This is a genomic window from Kineococcus auxinigenes (assembly GCF_050871525.1).
Classification (GTDB): Bacteria; Actinomycetota; Actinomycetes; order Actinomycetales; family Kineococcaceae; genus Kineococcus.
On record NZ_JBKBCT010000017.1, the window covers coordinates 19,960 to 39,679 of the forward strand.

Consider the following 19,720-nt stretch of genomic DNA (forward strand, 5'->3'; position numbering starts at 1 on the left):
CTCGTTCACATCACCTCCACCGTCGTCTAGGTTTCGGCACTGGTGGGGCGTCACCGACCGGTGACCCCTCGGAACGACGGACGGAGCGCCCCGGCGATGACCCCTGCACCGCAGCGACGACGACCCCTGCCGGAGCCCCGCCGCGGCGGGACCCCGGTGAGCCGCCGCGCGGCCCTGGGCGGCACCGGGGCCGGGCTGCTGGCCCTGCTCGCCGCACCCCCGGCGCAGGCCGCGCCGGCCGCGGTGGGCGGTGCGGGCCTCAGCAGCGCCTCGGCGCTGCCGCTGCCGGTGTCGGGCTCCACGCGCTCGCTGCCGCTGGCGGCGGCCGGGAGCGGCTCGGGGCCGCTGCTGCGCACCGCCCCCGGCGGGGGTGCTGCCACGGCGCTGCCCGGGGACGGCGCCTCCCCGGCGGGCGGCGAGCTGACCGAGGTCACCGTGGACGTCGACGGGGGCAGCCTGCTGGGCGTGGTGCTCGGCGGCGCGGGCGCGGACGGGGCCGGGCCGGTGGCGGTGCGGGTGCGCCCCGCGGGCGGCGAGTGGGGTGCGTGGAACGAGCTGTCGCTCGTGGACAGCGGCCCCGACGCGACCGCCGACGGGGCGGGCGGCGCGGGCGTCGTCGCCACGGAACCGCTGTGGACGGGCCCGCTGGGCGCCGCGCAGGTGCAGGTGCGGCTGCGCGCCGCCGACGCGGCCGCGGCCCGGCTGGAGGTCGTCGACCCCGGCGAGCGCGACGGCGACGCACCCGCCGCGGCGGGGGTGGCGCGGCTCGCGGCGGCGGGCGGCGCGCTGGCGGAGAGCGCACTGGCGCAGAGCGCGCAGTCGGTGGACGAGCGGGTGGCGCTGGCCGCGCCCGCGATCCGCACCCGCGCGGCCTGGGGCGCCGACGAGACCCTGCGCAAGTCCTCCGCCTCCTACAGCAGCACCCTCAAAGCCGCCGTGGTCCACCACACCGCCGACCCCGGCACCTACACCCAGGCCCAGGTCCCCGCCGTCATCCGCGGCATGTACCGCTACCACACCGTCACCCTCGGCTGGGCCGACCTGGGCTACAACTTCGTCGTCGACCGCTTCGGCGGCATCTGGGAAGGCCGCGCCGGCGGCACCACCCGCCCCGTCGTCGGCGCCCACGCCGGCGGCTTCAACGTCGACACCTTCGGGGTGTCCATGATGGGCGACTACACCTCGGCGGCCCCCTCCGCGGCCTGCCTCGAATCCGTCGCTCAGGTCATCGCCTGGAAGTTCTCCCTGCACGGCATCAACCCCACCGGCACCACCCAGCTGACCAGCGCCGGCGGCGGCACCGCCCGCTACGCGCGCGGCACCACCGTGACGCTGCGCACCGTCAGCGCCCACCGCGACGTCGGCTACACCGCCTGCCCCGGCAACGTCGGCTTCACCAGGATGGACACCATCCGCACCCGCGTGGCCCAGCTGGCCGCCGGCGGCGCCGCCACCGCCAGCGCCGTCGACACCAAGTACGCCCAGCTCGGCGGCGCCCGCTCCCTGGGCTCCCCCACGCGTGCGGAGGGGTCGGCGCGCGACGGCGGGCGGTACCGCCACTACGAGGCGGGGTCGATCTACTCGCACCCGTCCGCGGGGACGCACGCGGTGCGCGGGCTGATCCGGGAGAAGTACGCCTCGCTGGGCTGGGAGAACTCCTTCCTGGGGTACCCGCTGACCGACGAGGTGGCGCTGCCCGGCGGGGCGTTCAACCACTTCCAGGGCGGCTCGATCTACTTCTCCCCGCGCACCGGCGCGCGCGTGGTCTTCGGCGCGATCCGCGACCGGTGGGCCTCGCTGGGCTGGGAGAACTCGCACCTGGGCTACCCCAGCAGCGACGAGTACGACGTCGCGGGTGGGCGGCGCAGCGACTTCACCGGCGGCAGCATCACGTGGCGGGCCCGTGACGGGCGCCTGACCGTGCGCTGACGGGGCGCCGCGGGGCGCAGAGCCCAGCACGCTGTCACCCTCAGTGAATGGACTATCAGCGCTTCGTTACCGACTCGTGCCCTGGAGCACCTTGAGCCTCAGCCGTCGCTCGGGGAGGGTGGCAGGCGATGCCGGCCCCCGCTCAAGCCCCAGCCGTCAGGTGCCGATGCCCGTGACGTGCGTTGACCCGTGTGGGTGCGACCGCCTCTGTCGTCGAACGAAGGACCGAGCTGCCATGCGGTGGACCGCGACTGCCCAGCAGGAGACCCGGAACCGTCCCGGGACGGACGGGGCGCTCTCGCGACGCGCCCTGCTGCGCGCCGGGGGTGGCGCCGGGGTGCTGTCCGCCCTGGTCTGCCTGGGCGGCACCGCCCGCCCGGCCTCGGCCGCCCCGGGCACCGCGCTGAGCAGCGGCGCCCCGGCCGTCGGCGGCTCCACCACCAGCTACCCGCTGGCCCAGCACCCCGGCACCGCCGCCACCGCGGCACCCGCCCCGCGCGGGGCGACGACCCGCTCCCTGCACGCGGGCACCGCGCTGAGCGTCGTGCGCGTCGAGGTCGCCGGCGGCCGGATGGTCGGCGTCACCTTCCCCCGCGGCACCGCCGCCGAGTCCGTCGCGGTGCGCACCCGCAACGGCGAGGGCGCCTGGTCGGCGTGGAGCGAACTGCCGCTGAACGACAACGAGGCCGACCCCGGCACCCTCGAGGCCGACGGCCGGGTCGCAGGCTCCGACCCCCTGTGGGTCGGGTCGCAGGGCGCCCTGACCACCGTCGAGGTGCGCCTGCCCGCCGCGGACGTCGCCCACGCCGAGCTGCACGTCGTCGACCCCGGGCACAGCCCCGCCGACGCGCTCGCCGCCACCTCCGGGAGCACCACCGGCGCCGACACCTCCGAGGTGCTGCTGCGCAGCACCGGTGCGCAGTCGGTGGACGAGCGGGTGGCGCTGGCCGCGCCCGCGATCCGCACCCGCGCGGCCTGGGGCGCCGACGAGACCCTGCGCAAGTCCTCCGCCTCCTACAGCAGCACCCTCAAAGCCGCCGTGGTCCACCACACCGCCGACCCCGGCACCTACACCCAGGCCCAGGTCCCCGCCGTCATCCGCGGCATGTACCGCTACCACACCGTCACCCTCGGCTGGGCCGACCTGGGCTACAACTTCGTCGTCGACCGCTTCGGCGGCATCTGGGAAGGCCGCGCCGGCGGCACCACCCGCCCCGTCGTCGGCGCCCACGCCGGCGGCTTCAACGTCGACACCTTCGGGGTGTCCATGATGGGCGACTACACCTCGGCGGCCCCCTCCGCGGCCTGCCTCGAATCCGTCGCTCAGGTCATCGCCTGGAAGTTCTCCCTGCACGGCATCAACCCCACCGGCACCACCCAGCTGACCAGCGCCGGCGGCGGCACCGCCCGCTACGCGCGCGGCACCACCGTGACGCTGCGCACCGTCAGCGCCCACCGCGACGTCGGCTACACCGCCTGCCCCGGCAACGTCGGCTTCACCAGGATGGACACCATCCGCACCCGCGTGGCCCAGCTGGCCGCCGGCGGCGCCGCCACCGCCAGCGAGGTGGCGGCCAAGTACGCGGCGGTCGGCGCCGGCGTGCTCGGCTCCCCCACCAGCGACGAGGGGCCCGCCAAGATCGGCGGTCGCTACCGCCACTACGGCGTCGGGTCGATCTACTTCCTGCCCGCCACCGGAGCCCACTTCGTCAAGGGCCTGATCCGCGACAAGTGGAAGGCGATGGGCTGGGAGGGGTCCTACCTCGGCTTCCCCACCACCGACGAGGTGGCGCTGCCCGGCGGGGCCTTCAACCACTTCCAGGGCGGCTCGATCTACTTCTCCCCCCGCACCGGCGCGCACGCCGTGCGCGGCCTCATCCGCGACAAGTGGGCCTCGCTCGGCTGGGAGACCGGGTTCCTCGGCTACCCGACGACCGACGAGAACCCCCTGCCCGGCGGGGCGTTCACCCACTTCCAGGGCGGCTCGATCTACTTCTCCTCCCGCGCCGGGACCCACGTGGTGCGCGGCGCGATCCGCGACGCGTGGGCGCGCCAGGGCTGGGAGACCGGCCGGCTGGGCTACCCCACCTCCGACGAGTACGACGTGCCCGGCGGCAAGCGCAGCGACTTCCAGGGCGGCTCCATCACCTGGACCCCGGCGCGCGGCGCGGTGGTCAGCACCCGCTGAACCGTCCCGGACCGCTCCGGCCCACCACGGACCGCCCCGGACCGCTCAAGGTCGGGTGCGCACGTGCCGATGCACGGTACTGACACCACGCGCCCGACCCGGAGGTACCCGTGCGTCCCACGTCCCGACTGCGCCGACTCGTCACGGGCATCGCCGCCGGCGTGACCGCCGCCGTGGCGGCCTGCACGCTGGCCGGGGGCGCCGGCACGGCCGCGGCCGCCGAACCCACCTGGTTCGAGCCGGGCGCCACCTGGACCGGTGACTTCGGCGACCCCACCGTGGTGCGCGTCGGGAACACGTACTACGCCTACGCCTCGCCGGTGGGCGGCCGCGTGCTGCCCGTGCTGACCAGCACCGACCTGGTGACGTGGAAGGTGCGTGCGCGCTACTCCGACGACGGCCCGCCCGGCCGACCCGGCTACTCCGTGGCCGCCGACCCGAAGATCCCCGCGGAGATCAAGGCCGCCGCCCTGGACGACTGGGGCAAGTACGACACCAACGACGCGCTGGTGCGCCCGGCGTCGTGGGGCCTGGTCCACCAGCAGGGTCCGTGGATCAACCGCGACTACTGGGCGCCGGGCGTGTTCAGCATCGGCTCGACCTGGTTCGCCTACTCGCCGGTGCGCGTCTCCCCCTCCCGGTTCTGCCTCACGGTCGCCTCGTCGTCCTCCCCGCTGGGGCCGTTCCGCGACGTCAGCGGCGGCGGGCCCATCCAGTGCGAGGACGCCGCCGTGAACCCGGGCGGGTCGATCGACCCGATGCCCTACCACGACGCGGCCACCGGCAAGAACTACCTGCTGTGGAAGTCCTCCGGGAAGATCGACTCCCACCCGTCCTCCATCAAGGCGGTGGAGCTGGCTGCCAACGGGTTCCCCAAGGCGGGCGCCCCCGTCGTGAAGCTGCTGGAGACCGCCCCGAACTCCTGGGAGGGCGACACCATCGAGAACCCGTCGATGGTCTCCTTCGGCGGCACGACGTACCTGTTCTACTCGGGCAACCTGTCCGACCCGCTGGACGCGCAGGGGCACAGCAGCTACGCCTCCGGCTACGCCGTCTGCCCGTCCGGACCGCTGGCGGCGTGCCACCGCGTCTCGTCCGTGCCGCTGCTGGCCAGCGCCGGCTCGGCGCAGGGCCCCGGCGGGTCGTCGGGCTTCGTCGACGCCAGCGGGAAGCTGCGGATGGCGTACGCCACGTTCCGCCTGGGCGAGAACGTCGGCGGCCCCGTGCCGCACCCGCGCCGGATGAGCATCGCCACCCTGGTGCGCAACGGGGACGGCACCCTGCGCGTGGAGGGCGCCCCGGTCTCGGGGACCCCCGACATCGCGACGAAGTGGAGCTCGGTGGGCGGTGCCGCCGGGTTCCTCGGCTCCCCCACCAGCGCGGTCCTGCCCACCCCGCGCGCGGGCGGCTACTACCAGCACTTCCAGGGCGGCTCGGTGTACTACTCCCCGGCGACCGGCTCGCACGTCGTGCGCGGGCTGATCCGGGACCGCTGGGCCTCGATCGGCTGGGAGAACTCCCCGCTGGGCTTCCCCGTCAACGACGAGACGGTCCTGCGCGGCGGTGCGTTCAACCACTTCCAGGGCGGGTCGATCTACTGGTCCCCGGCCACCGGCGCCCACGTGGTGCGCGGCTTGATCCGGGACGAGTGGGCCTCCACGGGCTGGGAGAACGGGTACCTCGGCTACCCCACCACCGACGAGCTGCCGCTGCGCGCCGGCGGGGCCTTCAACCACTTCGCCGGTGGCTCGGTCTACTACTCCCCCGCCTCCGGCACGCACGTGGTGCGCGGGGCGATCCGCGACGCGTGGGCGCGCCAGGGCTGGGAGACCGGTCGCCTGGGCTACCCGACCTCCAGCGAGTACGACGTCGCCGGCGGCAAGCGCAGCGACTTCCAGGGCGGCTCGATCACCTGGACCCCGGCGCGCGGCGCGGTGGTCACCCTCCGCTGAGGCACGGCCCGCCGGCACCGCCGCACCGGCGGGCGCCGGCGGCCTCGCCCGTCCGGCGCCCGAGGCGCGCACCTGCGAACCTGGCTGCGTGTCGAAACGCCGCCACCGCCCCGTCCTGCTCGCAGCGGCGCTGAGCGCCGCGCTCACCTCCTGCACCGGCGGCACCCCGGCCGGGCCGGACGGCGGTGCCGCCGGCGCGGGGGGCGGCGCGTCGTCGCCGTCCGCCACGGCGGCCCCGGCCACGCCCCGCCCGGGCGGCGACGGGCCGCCGGTGGAGGGGTGGTTCGAGCCGGGCACCACGTGGGTCGGTGACTTCGGCGACCCCAGCGTCGTCGTCCACGAGGGCACCTACTACGCGTACGCCTCACCGGTGGGCGGCCGGTACCTGCCGGTGCTGACGAGCACCGACCTGGCGACCTGGACGGTGCGGCCGCGCTACAGCGACGACGGCCCCCCGGGAGCACCCGGCTACGACGTCCGCGAGGACGAGCGGATCCCGGTGGAGATCCGCCGGGCGGGCCTGGGCCCGTGGGCCGCGTACGACACCAACGACGCCCTGGTGCGCGACGCGAGCTGGGGCCTGCCCCACCAGCAGGGCCCGTGGATCGACCGCGACTACTGGGCGCCGGGCGTGGGCACGACCGAGGGCACCTGGTTCGCGTACTCGGCGGTGCGGGTGGCCCCGGACCGCTTCTGCCTGACGCTGGCCACCGCCACCTCGCCGCTGGGGCCGTTCCGCGACGTCAGCGGCGACGCCCCGATCCAGTGCCAGCCGCCCGAGCGGGACCCGCAGGGGTCCATCGACCCCAGCCCCTACACCGACCCGGCCACGGGCCGGCGGTACCTGCTGTGGAAGGCCGCGGGGAAGCTCGACGTGCGCGAGTCCTCGATCCAGGCCGTCGAGGTCGGCGACGACGGGCTCCCCCTGCCCGGCGCCGCCCCGGTCACGCTGCTGGAGACGAACCGGGCCGCGGCCTGGGAGGGCAGCACGATCGAGAACCCCTCGATGGTGACCTTCGAGGGCACGACGTACCTGTTCTACTCGGCGAACTACTCCGGGGTGCTGGACGCCAGCGGCCGCAGCAACTACGCCAGCGGGTACGCGGTGTGCCCGGCCGGGCCGACCGCGCCGTGCAGCCGTCCCGAACCCGGCTCCCCGCTGCTCGCCAGCCAGGGCACGATCCAGGGTCCCGGCGGCTCCAACGGCTTCGTCGACACCTCCGGCACCCTGCGCCTGGCCTACGCCTCCTTCTGGCTCGGCGAGGACCTCGGCGGGCAGCAGCCGCACCCGCGCAGGCTGGGCATCGCCACGCTGCAGCGCCACCCGGACGGCACCCTGGACGTCGTGGACGGCCCGGTGCCCACCGAGCACGAGGTGCGCGGGGCGATCCGGGAGAAGTGGCTGGCCACCGGCGGGGCCGACGGCCCGCTGGGCCCGCCCACCTCCGACGAGGTCCCCACCCCCGACGGCCGCGGCGTCTTCAGCCACTTCCTCGGCGGCTCGATCTACTCCTCCCCCGCCACCGGGGCGCACGTGGTGCGCGGGGCGATCCAGTCCGCGTGGGGCGACACCGGCTGGGAGGCGGGACCGCTGGGGTTCCCCGTCAGCGACGAGCGCGACGTGCCCGGCGGCAAGCGCAGCGACTTCGAGCACGGCTCCCTGGTGTGGGACGCCGCGACGGGCCGGGTCACGCGCGGCTGAGGCCCCTCAGCCGTCCGCGGCACCGTCCAGGACGCTCTGCGGGCTGGGCCCCGGCCCGGCGCCGTCCCACCAGCGCCAGCCGGGGACGGTGCGCTCACCGGCGCCGACGTCGTAGCCGCCGGTGGGCAGCTCGTACTCCACCCGCACCAGGTCACCCCACTCGCGGTACGGCGCACCGGGCAGGAAGCCCCGGTAGGGCGTCAGGGTCGCCACCTCCGGCAGCGTGGCGTAGGAACCGCCGCCGTCGATGAGGGCCAGCGGCGGGGTGACCTCGAAGGTGGCGCTGCGCACCACCCACTCCACCGGCTCGACCATCCCGCCCGCCACCACCGGGGGCTCGTAGCAGGGGAAGTGCAGGCCGATCGGCCAGTCCAGCAGGACGTGGGTGCCGGCGGGCACGACCTCCGAGACCGTCTGCCCGGTGCGCCGGTACACGTCGGTGACCGCGGGGACGGGCGCCTGCCCGGCCCCCGCCGCCTCGCCGGCCCGCAGCCGCACCCGCACCGCCACCGCCCCCGGCGGGGCGTCGGCGACCGGGCCGAAGCCGACCCGGCGCCAGCCGTCCCCGGCGGGCAGCACCGCCGGCACCGGCAGCAGCTCGCCGTCGGCGTCGGCGAACTCGACGACCACCTCGTCGGGGGTGCCCAGCACGTCGAACGCCAGGGTGTCGGAGGCGGTGCGCTCGCCGAGGGAGAGCCACGGCGTGCTCACCTGCGCCCCCGGCACGGCGGACCAGGCACCCGCCCCGTCGGGGGCGGTGTCCAGCAGCCCGGCCGTCTGCTCCGCGCTCGCCGCCGGGGCGACCCCGCCGGGCGCGGGGTCCGCGCCCGGGACCGCGACCGGCTCCAGGGCCCGCTGCCCGGTCAGGGCGACGGCCGCGTCGGCGAACCCGCACGAGGACCCGGTCAGGGCGGGCAGGGCGTCGGAGGCCACCGACCAGGAGCCGCGCAGCCGGTGCGCGGCGACGGCGACGCTGGCCGCCTGCACCAGCACCGACCCGGCCAGCACCACCGCGACCGCGGCCGCCACCAGCTCCGGCCACGCGTCGCGCACCGGACCGCCCGCCCCGCCGCCCGCCTCGCCGGGCACGGCCGCCCGGGAGCGCCGGCGGCGGCGCAGCAGGACGGGCAGCACCACCAGCGCCGACAGCGCCGCCCACAGCAGCGGCTGGCCCAGCAGCGCGGGCAGCGCGGGGTCGACGCCGTACGCGGAGTACTCCACCTGCGCGTCGGGACCGTGGAACGCGGCACCCGCCACGGCGACGAGGACGGCCCACAGCGCCAGCAGCGCCCAGCGGGTGGGCCTGCGCCGCACCAGGACCACCGCCGCGACCACCGCCAGCAGCGTCCCCACCCCCGCCAGCGCCCCGAAGTGGTGCGACCACTTCGTCGGCGAGACGGCCAGGACGCCGAAACCGGTCAGGGCCGCGGCCACGGGCACCACCCACGAGGTGCGGGGCCCGTGCGCGCGGGTGGCCCGCAGCAGCGCGGCGGTGACGCCGGTGATCAGCACGAGCGTCAGCAGCACGACCACCTGGCGGGCGTAGCCGCGCTGGTTGGGGTCCACCCCGACCGTCAGGGCGGCGTAGCGCTCGGCCTCCTGCCACCACGCCAGGTTCGGCCCCACCTCGTCGTGCACGCGCAGCGCGGTCAGCGCGGCGGCCAGGCTCGCGTCCGCGAAGACCAGCGGCGAGGCGACGCTGGCGCACGCCAGCAGCAGACCCGCGGTGGGCAGCGCGCCCAGCCGGCTCTCGCGCAGCAGCGGCCACCACCGCGGCGCCAGCACCAGCAGCAGCCCGGCGGACAGCAGGCCGGAGGCGGTCACCGCCACCCCGGCGCCCGCGGTGGCGGCGGCCAGCCCGAGCAGCCACACCCGCCGGCGGGCCACCGCCTCCAGCACCAGGGCGAGGGTGGCGGTGGAGACGAGCACGACGAGGCTCTCGGGGCGGGCGGAGGTGTTGAACGGCCACCACCAGGCCAGCAGGACCACCGCGGTCAGCGGGCGGGTCCACAGCGGCGGGTCCTGCACCAGGCGCGGCAGCACCACCCGCGTCAGCAGCAGCCAGGTGCCGATCCCGCACAGCGCGGCGGGCAGCCGCACCGCCCACGGCGCCGCGGACACCTGCACCACCGCGGACAGCAGCAGCTGCTGCAGCGTGAAGGGGATCTCCGGGACGGAGAAGTAGCGCACCACGTTGCCGACGGTCCCCGTCAGCTCGGCGCTGCGCGCCTCCAGCACGTAGTAGAAGTCGTCGGTGTGCAGCGGGCCGACACCGGCCCACAGCACCAGCGCCGCGGCCACCACCGCGTCGCAGGCCACCGCCGCCCCGCGGCGCCACCGGCGCGGCACCGCCGGGTCCAGCCGCGCGGGACGCTCCCCCGCCCGCCCGCGCCCGGACCGCCGCCGTGGTGCCGGGCCCGCGGCGAGCAGCAGCACGAGCACGGCCAGCAACGCGGTGACGGCGTGGGCGACCAGGACGGCGACCTTCAGCGCCCCGGGCCGGCTCTCGAAGCGCGCGTCCGGGTGCGCCACCACGGACGGCGCCGCGCCGCCGGTGGTGGTGGTGCCGTCGGCGGCGGTGACGTCGGTGACGAAGGCGGTGACCTCCGGCACGGGCAGCCCGTCCGCGGACGCCAGCGCCTGCCCGGCGGAGCCGTCGGTGACGGTGGTGCCGTCCTGACCGGCGGCCACCCGCAGCACGCAGCCGGGGGCGGCCAGCCGCGGGTCGTCCACCGCGAGGTCGAGCAGGTCGCGCCCGGAGGAGCGCACGAGCAGCCGCCCGTCGGCGACCGTGACGCTCAGGGACCGCTGCCGGCCGCGCTCGGAGCCGGTGGGGGCGGTGGCGACCAGGACGGCGTCCTGGCCCGGCGCGGTCCGCCCGGCGAGCGCGCCGACCGCCGCGCACGGCACCTCGGCGGTGACGTCCAGGGGCCGGTACGGCATGAACAGCGCCGTGGTGGAGGTGGGCGCCTGCCCGGCCCGCGGCCAGGTGACCTCGGGGGTGCTGACGACCACCGGGGCCAGCGGGACGGCGACGGACAGCAGGCAGGCCAGGGCCGCCAGGGCGAGCGCGAGCGCGCGGCCCCGGGCGGGGGCGGTGGGGCTCAAGGGGCGTCAGCCCGCCGCGGTGGCGGACGAGGCGGTGGCGGGGTCCGCTGCGGGCTCCGCGCCGGGGTCCACGCCGACGACCACGAACGGGCCGACGTCGGTGAGCGTGAACGCCGGGTCCTCGAACAGCGCGGGGTCGAAGGTCGTGGTCGTCCAGTCGACGTTCGGCTCGGCGGGGAAGATGTCGCGGGTCAGGCCCACCTGGTACCCGTCGTCCGCCCGGCGCAGGACGAGCACGTCGGGTGCCGCGAAGGGGCTGTCCGCCATGCGGCGCAGCAGGTCGGTGGGCCCGGTGGCGGCGGCCCAGGACTCCACCTCGGCGCGGCGGGCGTCGTAGTCGGACAGCGGGTTGGCGTAGTGCGCGGTGATCTGCTGGAAGCCGCGGTAGGGCCGGAAGGAGAAGATCTCGTAGTAGGTGCTCAGCACGACCGCCTCGTCCGGGCTCAGGCCCTGCGCGGCCGCGGCACCGTCGACGGCGGCGACGAGCTCGTCGGTCCAGGCGCCGTCCAGGCTCTCGTCGCTCTGCCCCAGGGCGTTGGTGCCGTCCGCGGTGTAGTCGGTGTAGGCCTTCTCGATCTGGGGTGCGAGGTTCTGGCCGGTGGCCTGCAGCGGCACGACGAACACGGCAGCGCCGGCGAGCGCGGTGAGGACCTGCGCCTCGCGCAGCCGCCCGGTCAGCGGTGAGCGGTCCAGCACCCCGGGCAGCGCGCGCCACAGCGCGGCGGCGCCCATCACGCCGGCGACGGCGAGCGTCTCCACCAGCACGGCCTCCATGCGGAAGGCGAGCAGGGTGGTGCGGGCGAGCAGCGCCGCCGTGGACAGCAGGTACCACAGGTAGGCGACGGCGACGACGAGCAGCAGCGGGGGCGCGACGGGGTCGCGGCGCGCCGCGAGCACCAGCCACAGGGTGCCCAGCAGGAGGAAGGCGCCCCAGGGCGTGGGGTTGAGCATCGGCGTGGGCAGCTGGGCGGAGATCAGCGGCAGGAAGTGCTGCGCGGCGGCGCGGCCGCCGCCGCCGGTGACGACCTCCACGACGTAGGGGGCCCAGACGAGCAGCGCCAGCACCGCGGAGACCAGGGCGGCGAGCACGAGGGCGGGCAGGCGGGTGCGCAGCGCGGCGGGGCCGGCCCCGGCGCGCCAGGCGGCGCCGGTGCGCCACGCGCAGGCGAGGGCGACCAGCAGCGCGGCGAACCCCGCGTAGAGGGTGTACGTCATCGCACCGAGCCCCAGGGCGACCCCGACGGCGACCGCTGCGGCGGTGCGGGCCCGGGCGGGCACGTCCCCGAAGGCGCGCCAGGCGACGACGGCGACGACGGGCACGAACGCGGCCAGGCACCAGGAGTACGGCTCGTCGACGAACGGCCCGGCCAGGGCCGGGTAGACGCCGACGGCCGTGGTGGCCAGCCCGGCGAGCAGGCCCCGCCGCGGGCCGACCAGTCGCGACCACGCGAGCACCGCGAGCACCGGCACGATCGCGGAGGTCGCGATCCCGGCGGGTTTGAACGCCTCCCACGCCGGGGTGCCGGTCAGGTCCGCGAAGCGGCCGGCGAGCCAGAACCAGCCCGCGGGGTAGAAGGAGGGCAGGCCGGCGTAGTTCATGTCGGCCAGGTGCCAGTCGTCGGTCAGGCGCCCCAGGAACTGGGTGCGGAACACCTGGTCGTTCGTGTTGCCGCCGAGGTAGAAGCGGGTGCCCGCCAGCGGCAGGGCCAGCAGCAGCGTCGCCAGGGCGGCGACGACCACGACGGCGACGGCCTCGGTGCCGCGCCACCAGCGGCGCCGCACGCACAGGCCGAGGGTGGCGGCGACCACGGCGACGAGCACGGCGGTCGTGGCGGCGGTGCCCGCGTGCGAGGGGGTGGGCGAGAAGAAGACCGGCGTGTCGCTGCCGGCGACCCCGCCCGCGACGCGCAGGACGAGCGCGGTCGTCACCCGCTGCACGACGAGGCTGACGAGGCCGGCGACGACGGTGCCGGCCAGCAGGGCCAGCCCGAGCCGGAGGAAGCCGCCGCGGACCACCGCGTCCCGGGTGCGCACCCGGACGGCGGCGGCGTGCGCCGTCCGGTCCGAGAGGTCGTCGTTCTCGCGCGTCGCCTGCGTCACCCGTCACCCACCACGTCGGTCGCCGGCCACGGTGACCGACCGGTACCCGAGGGTAGGCCACGGCGCACCCGCTCCCCGCCCGCGCCGCGCGGGGGCGGCGCGCGTCAGCGGGTGGTGACCACCGCGCCGCCGGCGGGGGTCCAGGTGATCGAGCCGCCCTGGAAGTCGCTGCGCTTGCCGCCGGGCACGTCGTACTCGTCGGAGGTGGGGTAGCCCAGGCGGCCGGTCTCCCAGCCCTGGCGCGCCCACGCGTCGCGGATCGCCCCGCGCACCACGTGCGCGCCGGTGGCCGGGGACCAGTAGACCGAGCCGCCCTGGAAGTGGGTGAACGCCCCGCCGGGCAGGGCGACCTCGTCGGTGGTGGGGTAGCCGAGGAACCCGGTCTCCCAGCCGAGCGAGGCCCAGCGGTCCCGGATCAGCCCGCGCACGGCGTGCGCGCCGGTGGCCGGGGACCAGTAGACCGAGCCGCCCTGGAAGTGGTTGAACGCGCCGCCGCGGACGGCGGTCTCGTCGGTGGTGGGGAAGCCGAGGTAGGACCCCTCCCAGCCCAGGGCGCCCCACCTGTCGCGGATCGCGCCGCGCACGGCGTGAGCGCCGGAGCGCGGGGACCAGTAGATCGATCCGCGCTGGAACAGCTGGTAGGAGCCCTCCACCTGGGGCAGCGCCCACACCGGGCCGGTGGGGGCGCCGAGCGGCCCGGCGGCGGCGCCGAGGGCGCGCCAGGTGGCGTCGATCTGGGCGGTGCCGCCGGGCACGACGTCCCACCAGCTGGAGCGCAGGGCACCGGCGAAGCGGGCGACGGAGGCGCCGCTCAGGGTGGCGTCGCCGGTGGTGCAGCGCACGACGAGCTCGGTGATGCGCCCGCCCCACTCGCCGTTGCCGTCGCGGCGGGTGATCGACAGGGCGCGCGGCTGCCCCCCGGCGGGGCACCGGGAGGCGACGGTGGACACGGGCAGCTGGGCCGTCCAGCCGGCCACCGTGTCCTGCGGGACCTTCCCGGCGGGCGAGGAGAACGGGTCCTCCGCGGCGCGCAGGTACGGCTTGCTGCCGGTGGCGGACCAGCCGCCGTTGCTGGAGGAGAACTGGGTGAAGGCGGGAGCACCGGCGTGCTCGCGGATCTCCCCGGCGGTGGCCCGCACGGCCGCGGTGGTCGCCGCCGGCTGCAGGTCGGTGACCTCCCCGGCGGCGGTGCGGGCGGCGGCGCCCCGGTACACCTGGCACGCCTCGGTGTCGCAGATGTCGTAGGCGGAGGAGGGGGCGCGCAGGGTGGACAGCGCGTAGCTGCGCGCGGCGACGGCCTGGGCCTTCAGCGCCTCGGGCGCGAACCACGCGGGCGACTCGCGGGGCACCACGCCGAGCAGGTAGCCCTCCAGGCTCAGGGTGTTGATCGGCGTGACGGGGGTGCTCAGCGGGAAGGAGATCCTCCCCGCGTAGCGGTTCCCGGAGCCGTCCAGGTGCTCGACCCACACGCCGTCGTCGCCGGTGACCGTCGGCACGGTGGTCCAGCGCTCGGTCCAGACCTCCTGCCACCCGGGCAGGAACGCCGTCAGGACGAGGGCCGCGCCGTCCCAGGTCACGCGCAGCCGCTGGCCCTGCGGGACGGTGCGGTCCCCCACCCGCAGGGGGGCCGCGCTGCGGGTCTCCAGGAACACCTCGGGGCCGCTGAAGCGCGAGAGCTGCACGCGCACGGTGCGGTCGGCGCGGGTGGCCGCGGTGGTGCCCGGGTAGTACGCCTCGAGGATCTGCCGGTAGCCCTGGCCGGCGACGGCCCGCGACTGCGCGCCCCACTGGGACATGCCGTAGCCGTGGCCGTAGCCGCGACCGGTGACGGTCCAGGCCCCGGAGGCGGGGGCGGGGAAGGTCTCGGCGGCCTGGGCGGCGGGGACCGGTAGAGCGCAGAGCAGGACGCCGGCGGTGAGGGCGGCGGGGACGAGGCGGCGACGACGCACGATCACCGAGTGTTAGCTAGCTGCCACGTATCGTCAAGCGCCGCCCGTCACTCGTGACCCACCCGTGACGCTCGGGCCCGTCCATCACCAGCAGCCCCAGCAGCACCACCGCCGACAGCGGCCGCACCTGCGCCAGCAGCGCCCCGCCCGCCCCGCCCAGCGCCGCGGCCCACTGCAGCACCGGCAGCAGCCAGGGCACCAGCGCCGCGGCGGCCGCCACGCGCACCACCCGGCCCCGCGCCGGCACGAGGAGCACCACGGCAGCCAGCGGAGCGGCCAGCACGTGGTGGCTCCAGGTGACCGGGCTGACCAGGCAGCTGAGCAGGCTCACCGCCAGCCCCCACCGCACCCCCTCGCCCGGCGACGGGCCCCGCCCCGCCGACGAGCGGGGGCCCGCGCCGCGGCGCAGCACGAGCACGGCGGCCACCACCAGCACCGCCCCCAGCGCCACCCCCGCGACCGGGGCGGCCGCCGCGGGCACCCCCGCGTGGGCGAACGCCCCCGCCAGCGAGTTGTTGCTCGTCGTGCCCGGCGGCGCCACCCGCCCCGAGCGCCACAGCAGGTCCAGGAAGTAGCTGCGCCACGACGCCGGAGCCGCCAGCGCACCCACCGCCGTCAGCACCGCCCCCGCCACCAGCACCCGCACCGCGAACCGGCGCCACGGCCGCGCCGCGCCCAGCACCAGCACCAGCGCCGGCGTCACCTTCACCGCCGCCGCCGCCCCGGCCAGCGCACCGCCCGCCCCCGGCGCGCACACCCCCAGCGCCGCACCACCCACCAGGGCCAGCACCACCAGCGGGCTGACCTGACCCAGCACCAGCGCCTCGCGGAACGGGTCGCTCACCACGACCACCGCCAGCGCCGCCGGCACCAGCGCCGCCGGCACCCCGGCCGCGCGCAGCAGCCGGTGCCCGGCCGCGACCAGGACGAGCACCAGCACCGCGTCCCACACCAGCAGGCCGGCACCCGCCGGCACCAGCAGCAGCGGCGCGAACAGGACCGCCGCCACCGGCGGGTACACGAAGTAGTGCCCGCGCTCGGTGACGCGGGCGTAGAGGTCGCGCCCGGCCAGCAGGTCCGCGGCGCCGTGCCGGTACACCGCCAGGTCGTACCCGCGCTGCCAGCCCTCGGCGCCGTGCCCCGTCGCCAGCAGCAGGGCGGACCAGGCCAGGGCGAGCGCCAGGGGCGCCCAGCGCAGGACGGGCCCGGCCGCCCGCCTCACGCCCGGTCGGGGTCGGGGAAGACGAGCGAGCGGAACGTCAGGAAGCGGAAGACCGTCGCGATCGCCATGCCGACCACGTTGGAGGAGACGTTGTCCGCGAGCGGCGACGTCAGGCCCAGCACGTGCCGGGAGAACCACAGGCACGCCACCTGCAGCAGCGCCGCGACCACGCTGAGCAGCAGGAACATCGCGTACTCGCGCCCCGGGCGCTCGCTGCGGCGGTCGCGCCAGGTGTAGTAGCGGCTGCCCAGGAACGCCACGGCGATCGCCACCACGCTGGAGACGACCTTCGACCACAGCGAGGGCACGTCCAGGACCAGCAGCAGCAGGTTGAACACCGCCACGTCCACGAGGTACGCCGCACCGCCGGTGACGAGGAAGCGCAGCACCTCCTGGACCCGGTGGTGGCGCAGCAGGGCGCTCGCGCCGCCGGTGCCGCCGACGCCCTCGTGCCCGCTCACGCGTACACCGCCAGCAGCAGGACGGCCACCCACGTCAGCGCCAGCGCCAGCAGCACCCGGTCGTGCAGCGCCAGGTCCTCCGGCTCCTCCGCCTGGCCGCGGTCCACGTCCACCGCGTAGCGCAGCACCGCCAGCACGAACGGCACGACCGAGACGACGCCCCACCGGGGGCTGGACTCGTTGAGGAACGTGAACGCCCACAGCGAGTACGCCGTGACCAGCACCGTCGCGGACAGCGTCCACACGAACCGCAGGTAGGTCTGGGTGTACTTCTGGACGACCCTGCGCACCTGCCGCCCGGTCGCCTCGCCCTGACGGGCCTCGGCGTAGCGCTTGCCCGCCGCCATGAACAGCGAGCCGAACCCGGTGGTCAGCAGGAACCACGACGACAGCGGGATCCCGGCGGCCACGCCCCCGGCCAGCGCCCGCAGCAGGAACCCCGAGGCCACGCTGGCCAGCTCCACCACCGGCTCGTGCTTCAGGCCGAAGCAGTACGCCAGCTGGATCGCCGCGTACACCGCCATGACGACGAGCAGGTCCAGGTCCCACAGGGCCGAGCCGGCCAGCCCCACGACGAACAGCACCACGGCCGCCGCGTACGCCGTGCGCGGGGAGACCGCGCCCGCGGCGATGGGGCGGAACCGCTTCTTGGGGTGGGCGCGGTCGGCCTCGACGTCCTTGGCGTCGTTGACGAGGTAGACGGCGCTGGCCACCACGCAGAAGGCGGCGAAGGCGATGGCCGCGCCGAGGAAGGCGTGCGCGTCGAGCTGCGCGGCACCGGCCGGCAGCAGGGGCGCGACGACGAGGACGTTCTTGATCCACTGGTGCGGGCGTGCGGTCTTGACGAGCCCGGCGACCGCGTTCACCGGCGCACCCGCCGCAGCGCCCGCGGTGCGAGCGCGGCCACGGTCGCGCCGAGGGCGCTGCCGGCGACGACGTCGGTCGGGTAGTGCACGCCCACGACGACGCGCGAGAGCGCCATCGCCGGCACCAGCGGCGCGAGGGCGCCGCGGCCGACCAGGCGGCCGAAGGCGACGGCCGCGGCCGTCGTGGAGGTGGCGTGCGAGCTGGGCAGGCTGAAGCGGCTGGGGGTGCCGGCGTGCACGAGCACGTCCGGGTGCGAGGGCCGCACCCGGCGGGTGATGCGCTTGAGCACGACGCTGGCGCCGTGGGCGGCGACGACCGCGGCGGTCGCCTCCACCCACTCGCGGCGGCGGGGCGCGTCGACCGCCGCGCCCACCGCACCGGCCGCGATCCACACGGCGGCGTGCTCGCCGGCCAGGCTCATGGCGCGGGCGACCTGCACGACCGGTGCGTGGCGCAGGCGGCGCTGGACGGCGATCATCAGTCGGACTTCGGCGGTGGTGGGCACCGGGCCTTCGGGCTGCACGTCGCTCTCCGGGTCGTGGGGGGGACCGGCCGGGGTGGGCGCGGTCGGGGTGGGGACGCCGCTCATCCGCGCAACCGCTGGACGGCGGCGGTGATGCCCTCGTCCGCGACGACCCGGCCGTGCTCGAGGACGACCCCGCGGTCGCAGAGCTTCTCGACCATGTCGAGGTCGTGGCTGACGATGACGAGCGTGCGCCCCTCGTCGCGCAGCTGGCGCACCCGCGCCAGGCACTTCTGCTGGAACGGGGCGTCGCCGACGGCGAGGATCTCGTCGATGAGGAAGATCTCCGGGTCGGTGTGCACGGCGACGGCGAACGCCAGCCGCAGGAACATCCCGGAGGAGTAGAACTTCACCTCGGTGTCGATGAAGCGCTCGATCTCGCTGAACGCCACGATCTCGTCGAAGCGCCGGGCCGTGGTGGCCTCGTCCATGCCGAGGATCGCCGCGTTGAGGTAGACGTTCTCGCGCCCGGTCAGGTCGGGGTGGAAGCCGGCCCCGACCTCGATGAGCCCGGCGATGCGCCCGCGGACCAGCACCCGCCCGGTGTCCGGGCTCATGACGCCGGAGATCAGCTTGAGCAGGGTGGACTTGCCGGAGCCGTTCAGGCCCAGCAGGGCGACGGTCTCCCCCTGGTGCACGGTCAGGTCGACGCCGTCCAGGGCGTTGAACGAGTCGCCGAGGTCCTTGCCGCGGAAGGCGGAGACCACGAGGTTCTTCAGGCTGCGGTCGTGGCGCAGGTGGAACCGCTTGGAGACGCCCTCGACCCGGACGGTGGTCCGGGTGCGCGGCGCGGTGGCGGAGGGTCCGGTCATCACAGCTCCTGGGCGAAGCGGCCCTCGAGCCGCCGGAAGGTGAACTGCCCCACCACCAGCACGACCAGCGCGATCAGCAGCGACAGGGCGCCGTGCCACAGCAGGTGCGGGGGCAGCGTCGCGGCGGGTCCCGCACCCGGGCGGGTGGCGCCGTACCAGAACGCGTAGTGGAACAGCTCCACACCGCTGGTCACCGGGTTCAGCTGGTACACCTGCCACAGCCAGCCCGGCAGCGCCTGGCGCACGAGGCTCCACTGGTACAGCACCGGCGAGGTCCAGGTCACCACCAGCAGCATGAGGTCGACGATGTTCTCGAAGTCGCGGAACAGGACGTTGATCGACCCGAAGAACAACCCCAGCCCCGTCGCGAGGACCGCCACGACCACGAAGCCCAGGACGCCCGACAGCAGTTGCCACACGGTCGGCCGCCAGCCGGACACGAGGGTTCCCAGCAGCAGGATCACCAGCTGCGGCAGGAAGTGCACGGCCGCCACCCACGCGGAGCTCACCGGGAACAGCTCGCGCGGCAGGTAGATCTTCTTGACCAGGGCCGCGTTGCCGGTGACCGCCCGGGTCGCGTTGCCGAAGGTCTCCGAGAAGAAGTTGATGACGACGATCCCGGAGAACAGGTAGACCGCGTAGTCCTGGACCGCCTCGTTCTGCTGCAGGAACACCCCGAGCGCGAAGTAGAAGACGGCGAACTGCACGGCCGGCTTCACGTAGCTCCACAGCAGCCCCAGGAACGAGCCCTGGTAGCGCACGCGCAGCTCCTTGCGCACCAGCAGCTTCAGCAGGTAGCGCCGCTCCAGGACGTCGAGCAGCCCCCGCCCCCTGCCGGGGACGGTGAAGCCGTCGAGGTCGTCGTCGGATCGGTGCCCGGCCGCTCCCGGCGACCCCGCCACCACCC

The 19,720-nt window shown here is 76.1% G+C and carries 13 protein-coding genes; 4 read left to right on the forward strand and 9 right to left on the reverse strand.

Going from position 1 to position 19,720, the window contains the following annotated elements; genetic code table 11:
• Nucleotides 1-156 precede the first annotated feature (156 nt).
• From ACRYR9_RS07390 to ACRYR9_RS07405, 4 genes are all read left to right on the forward strand, one after another.
• A complete protein-coding gene (locus tag ACRYR9_RS07390) occupies nucleotides 157-1,929 on the forward strand; it encodes an N-acetylmuramoyl-L-alanine amidase (RefSeq protein WP_432494138.1) in 1,773 nt (590 codons plus the stop codon).
• 235 nt (nucleotides 1,930-2,164) lie between these two features.
• Nucleotides 2,165-4,117 carry an N-acetylmuramoyl-L-alanine amidase gene (locus ACRYR9_RS07395; RefSeq protein ID WP_432494136.1) on the forward strand — a complete coding sequence of 651 codons (1,953 nt, stop codon included), beginning with the start codon at nucleotides 2,165-2,167 and terminating at the stop codon, nucleotides 4,115-4,117.
• Nucleotides 4,118-4,227: 110 nt separating this feature from the next.
• Complete coding sequence (locus tag ACRYR9_RS07400; RefSeq protein ID WP_432494133.1) at nucleotides 4,228-6,069, forward strand: family 43 glycosylhydrolase; 1,842 nt, start codon at nucleotides 4,228-4,230, stop codon at nucleotides 6,067-6,069.
• An 88-nt stretch (nucleotides 6,070-6,157) separates the two neighbouring features.
• Nucleotides 6,158-7,771 carry a family 43 glycosylhydrolase gene (locus ACRYR9_RS07405; protein ID WP_432494131.1) on the forward strand — a complete coding sequence of 538 codons (1,614 nt, stop codon included), beginning with the start codon at nucleotides 6,158-6,160 and terminating at the stop codon, nucleotides 7,769-7,771.
• Between the two features lie 6 nt (nucleotides 7,772-7,777).
• Here the strand turns inward: ACRYR9_RS07405 and ACRYR9_RS07410 are convergent, their stop codons facing one another.
• The 9 genes from ACRYR9_RS07410 to ACRYR9_RS07450 all read right to left on the reverse strand — a co-directional run bounded on the left by ACRYR9_RS07410 (nucleotide 7,778) and on the right by ACRYR9_RS07450 (nucleotide 19,718).
• Nucleotides 7,778-10,879 (reverse strand): arabinosyltransferase domain-containing protein, encoded by a 3,102-nt coding sequence (locus ACRYR9_RS07410; protein WP_432494129.1) that lies wholly within the window; start codon nucleotides 10,877-10,879, stop codon nucleotides 7,778-7,780.
• Between the two features lie 6 nt (nucleotides 10,880-10,885).
• Complete coding sequence (locus ACRYR9_RS07415) at nucleotides 10,886-12,979, reverse strand: arabinofuranosyltransferase (RefSeq protein WP_432494127.1); 2,094 nt, start codon at nucleotides 12,977-12,979, stop codon at nucleotides 10,886-10,888.
• Nucleotides 12,980-13,083: 104 nt separating this feature from the next.
• On the reverse strand, nucleotides 13,084-14,934 hold the full coding sequence (locus tag ACRYR9_RS07420) for a SpoIID/LytB domain-containing protein (RefSeq protein ID WP_432494125.1): 1,851 nt from the start codon (nucleotides 14,932-14,934) through the stop codon (nucleotides 13,084-13,086).
• Between the two features lie 10 nt (nucleotides 14,935-14,944).
• Nucleotides 14,945-16,150 (reverse strand): glycosyltransferase 87 family protein, encoded by a 1,206-nt coding sequence (locus tag ACRYR9_RS07425; RefSeq protein ID WP_432494123.1) that lies wholly within the window; start codon nucleotides 16,148-16,150, stop codon nucleotides 14,945-14,947.
• The gene (locus ACRYR9_RS07430) at nucleotides 16,147-16,611 is read right to left on the reverse strand and encodes a GtrA family protein (protein ID WP_432494121.1); all 465 of its coding nucleotides are present in this window, start codon (nucleotides 16,609-16,611) and stop codon (nucleotides 16,147-16,149) included. Before ACRYR9_RS07430 ends, ACRYR9_RS07425 begins: the two co-directional genes overlap by 4 nt.
• Nucleotides 16,608-17,477 (reverse strand): decaprenyl-phosphate phosphoribosyltransferase, encoded by an 870-nt coding sequence (locus ACRYR9_RS07435; RefSeq protein ID WP_432494119.1) that lies wholly within the window; start codon nucleotides 17,475-17,477, stop codon nucleotides 16,608-16,610. Before ACRYR9_RS07435 ends, ACRYR9_RS07430 begins: the two co-directional genes overlap by 4 nt.
• The gene (locus ACRYR9_RS07440) at nucleotides 17,474-18,067 is read right to left on the reverse strand and encodes a phosphatase PAP2 family protein (RefSeq protein ID WP_432494117.1); all 594 of its coding nucleotides are present in this window, start codon (nucleotides 18,065-18,067) and stop codon (nucleotides 17,474-17,476) included. The genes ACRYR9_RS07435 and ACRYR9_RS07440 overlap by 4 nt, the downstream gene beginning before the upstream one ends.
• Nucleotides 18,064-18,813 (reverse strand): ABC transporter ATP-binding protein, encoded by a 750-nt coding sequence (locus ACRYR9_RS07445; RefSeq protein WP_432494115.1) that lies wholly within the window; start codon nucleotides 18,811-18,813, stop codon nucleotides 18,064-18,066. Before ACRYR9_RS07445 ends, ACRYR9_RS07440 begins: the two co-directional genes overlap by 4 nt.
• Entirely contained in the window at nucleotides 18,813-19,718 is a 906-nt protein-coding gene (locus ACRYR9_RS07450; RefSeq protein ID WP_432509663.1) for an ABC transporter permease, read from the reverse strand. The genes ACRYR9_RS07445 and ACRYR9_RS07450 overlap by 1 nt, the downstream gene beginning before the upstream one ends.
• Between the last annotated feature and the right edge of the window lie 2 nt (nucleotides 19,719-19,720).

Bases quoted from the DNA above. Each gene is read 5' to 3' on its own strand.
- ACRYR9_RS07395 (WP_432494136.1), top strand. From the start codon at position 2,165: ATGCGGTGGACCGCGACTGCCCAGCAGGAGACCCGGAACCGTCCCGGG.
- ACRYR9_RS07440 (WP_432494117.1), bottom strand. From the start codon at position 18,067: ATGAGCGGCGTCCCCACCCCGACCGCGCCCACCCCGGCCGGTCCCCCC.
- ACRYR9_RS07445 (WP_432494115.1), bottom strand. From the start codon at position 18,813: ATGACCGGACCCTCCGCCACCGCGCCGCGCACCCGGACCACCGTCCGG.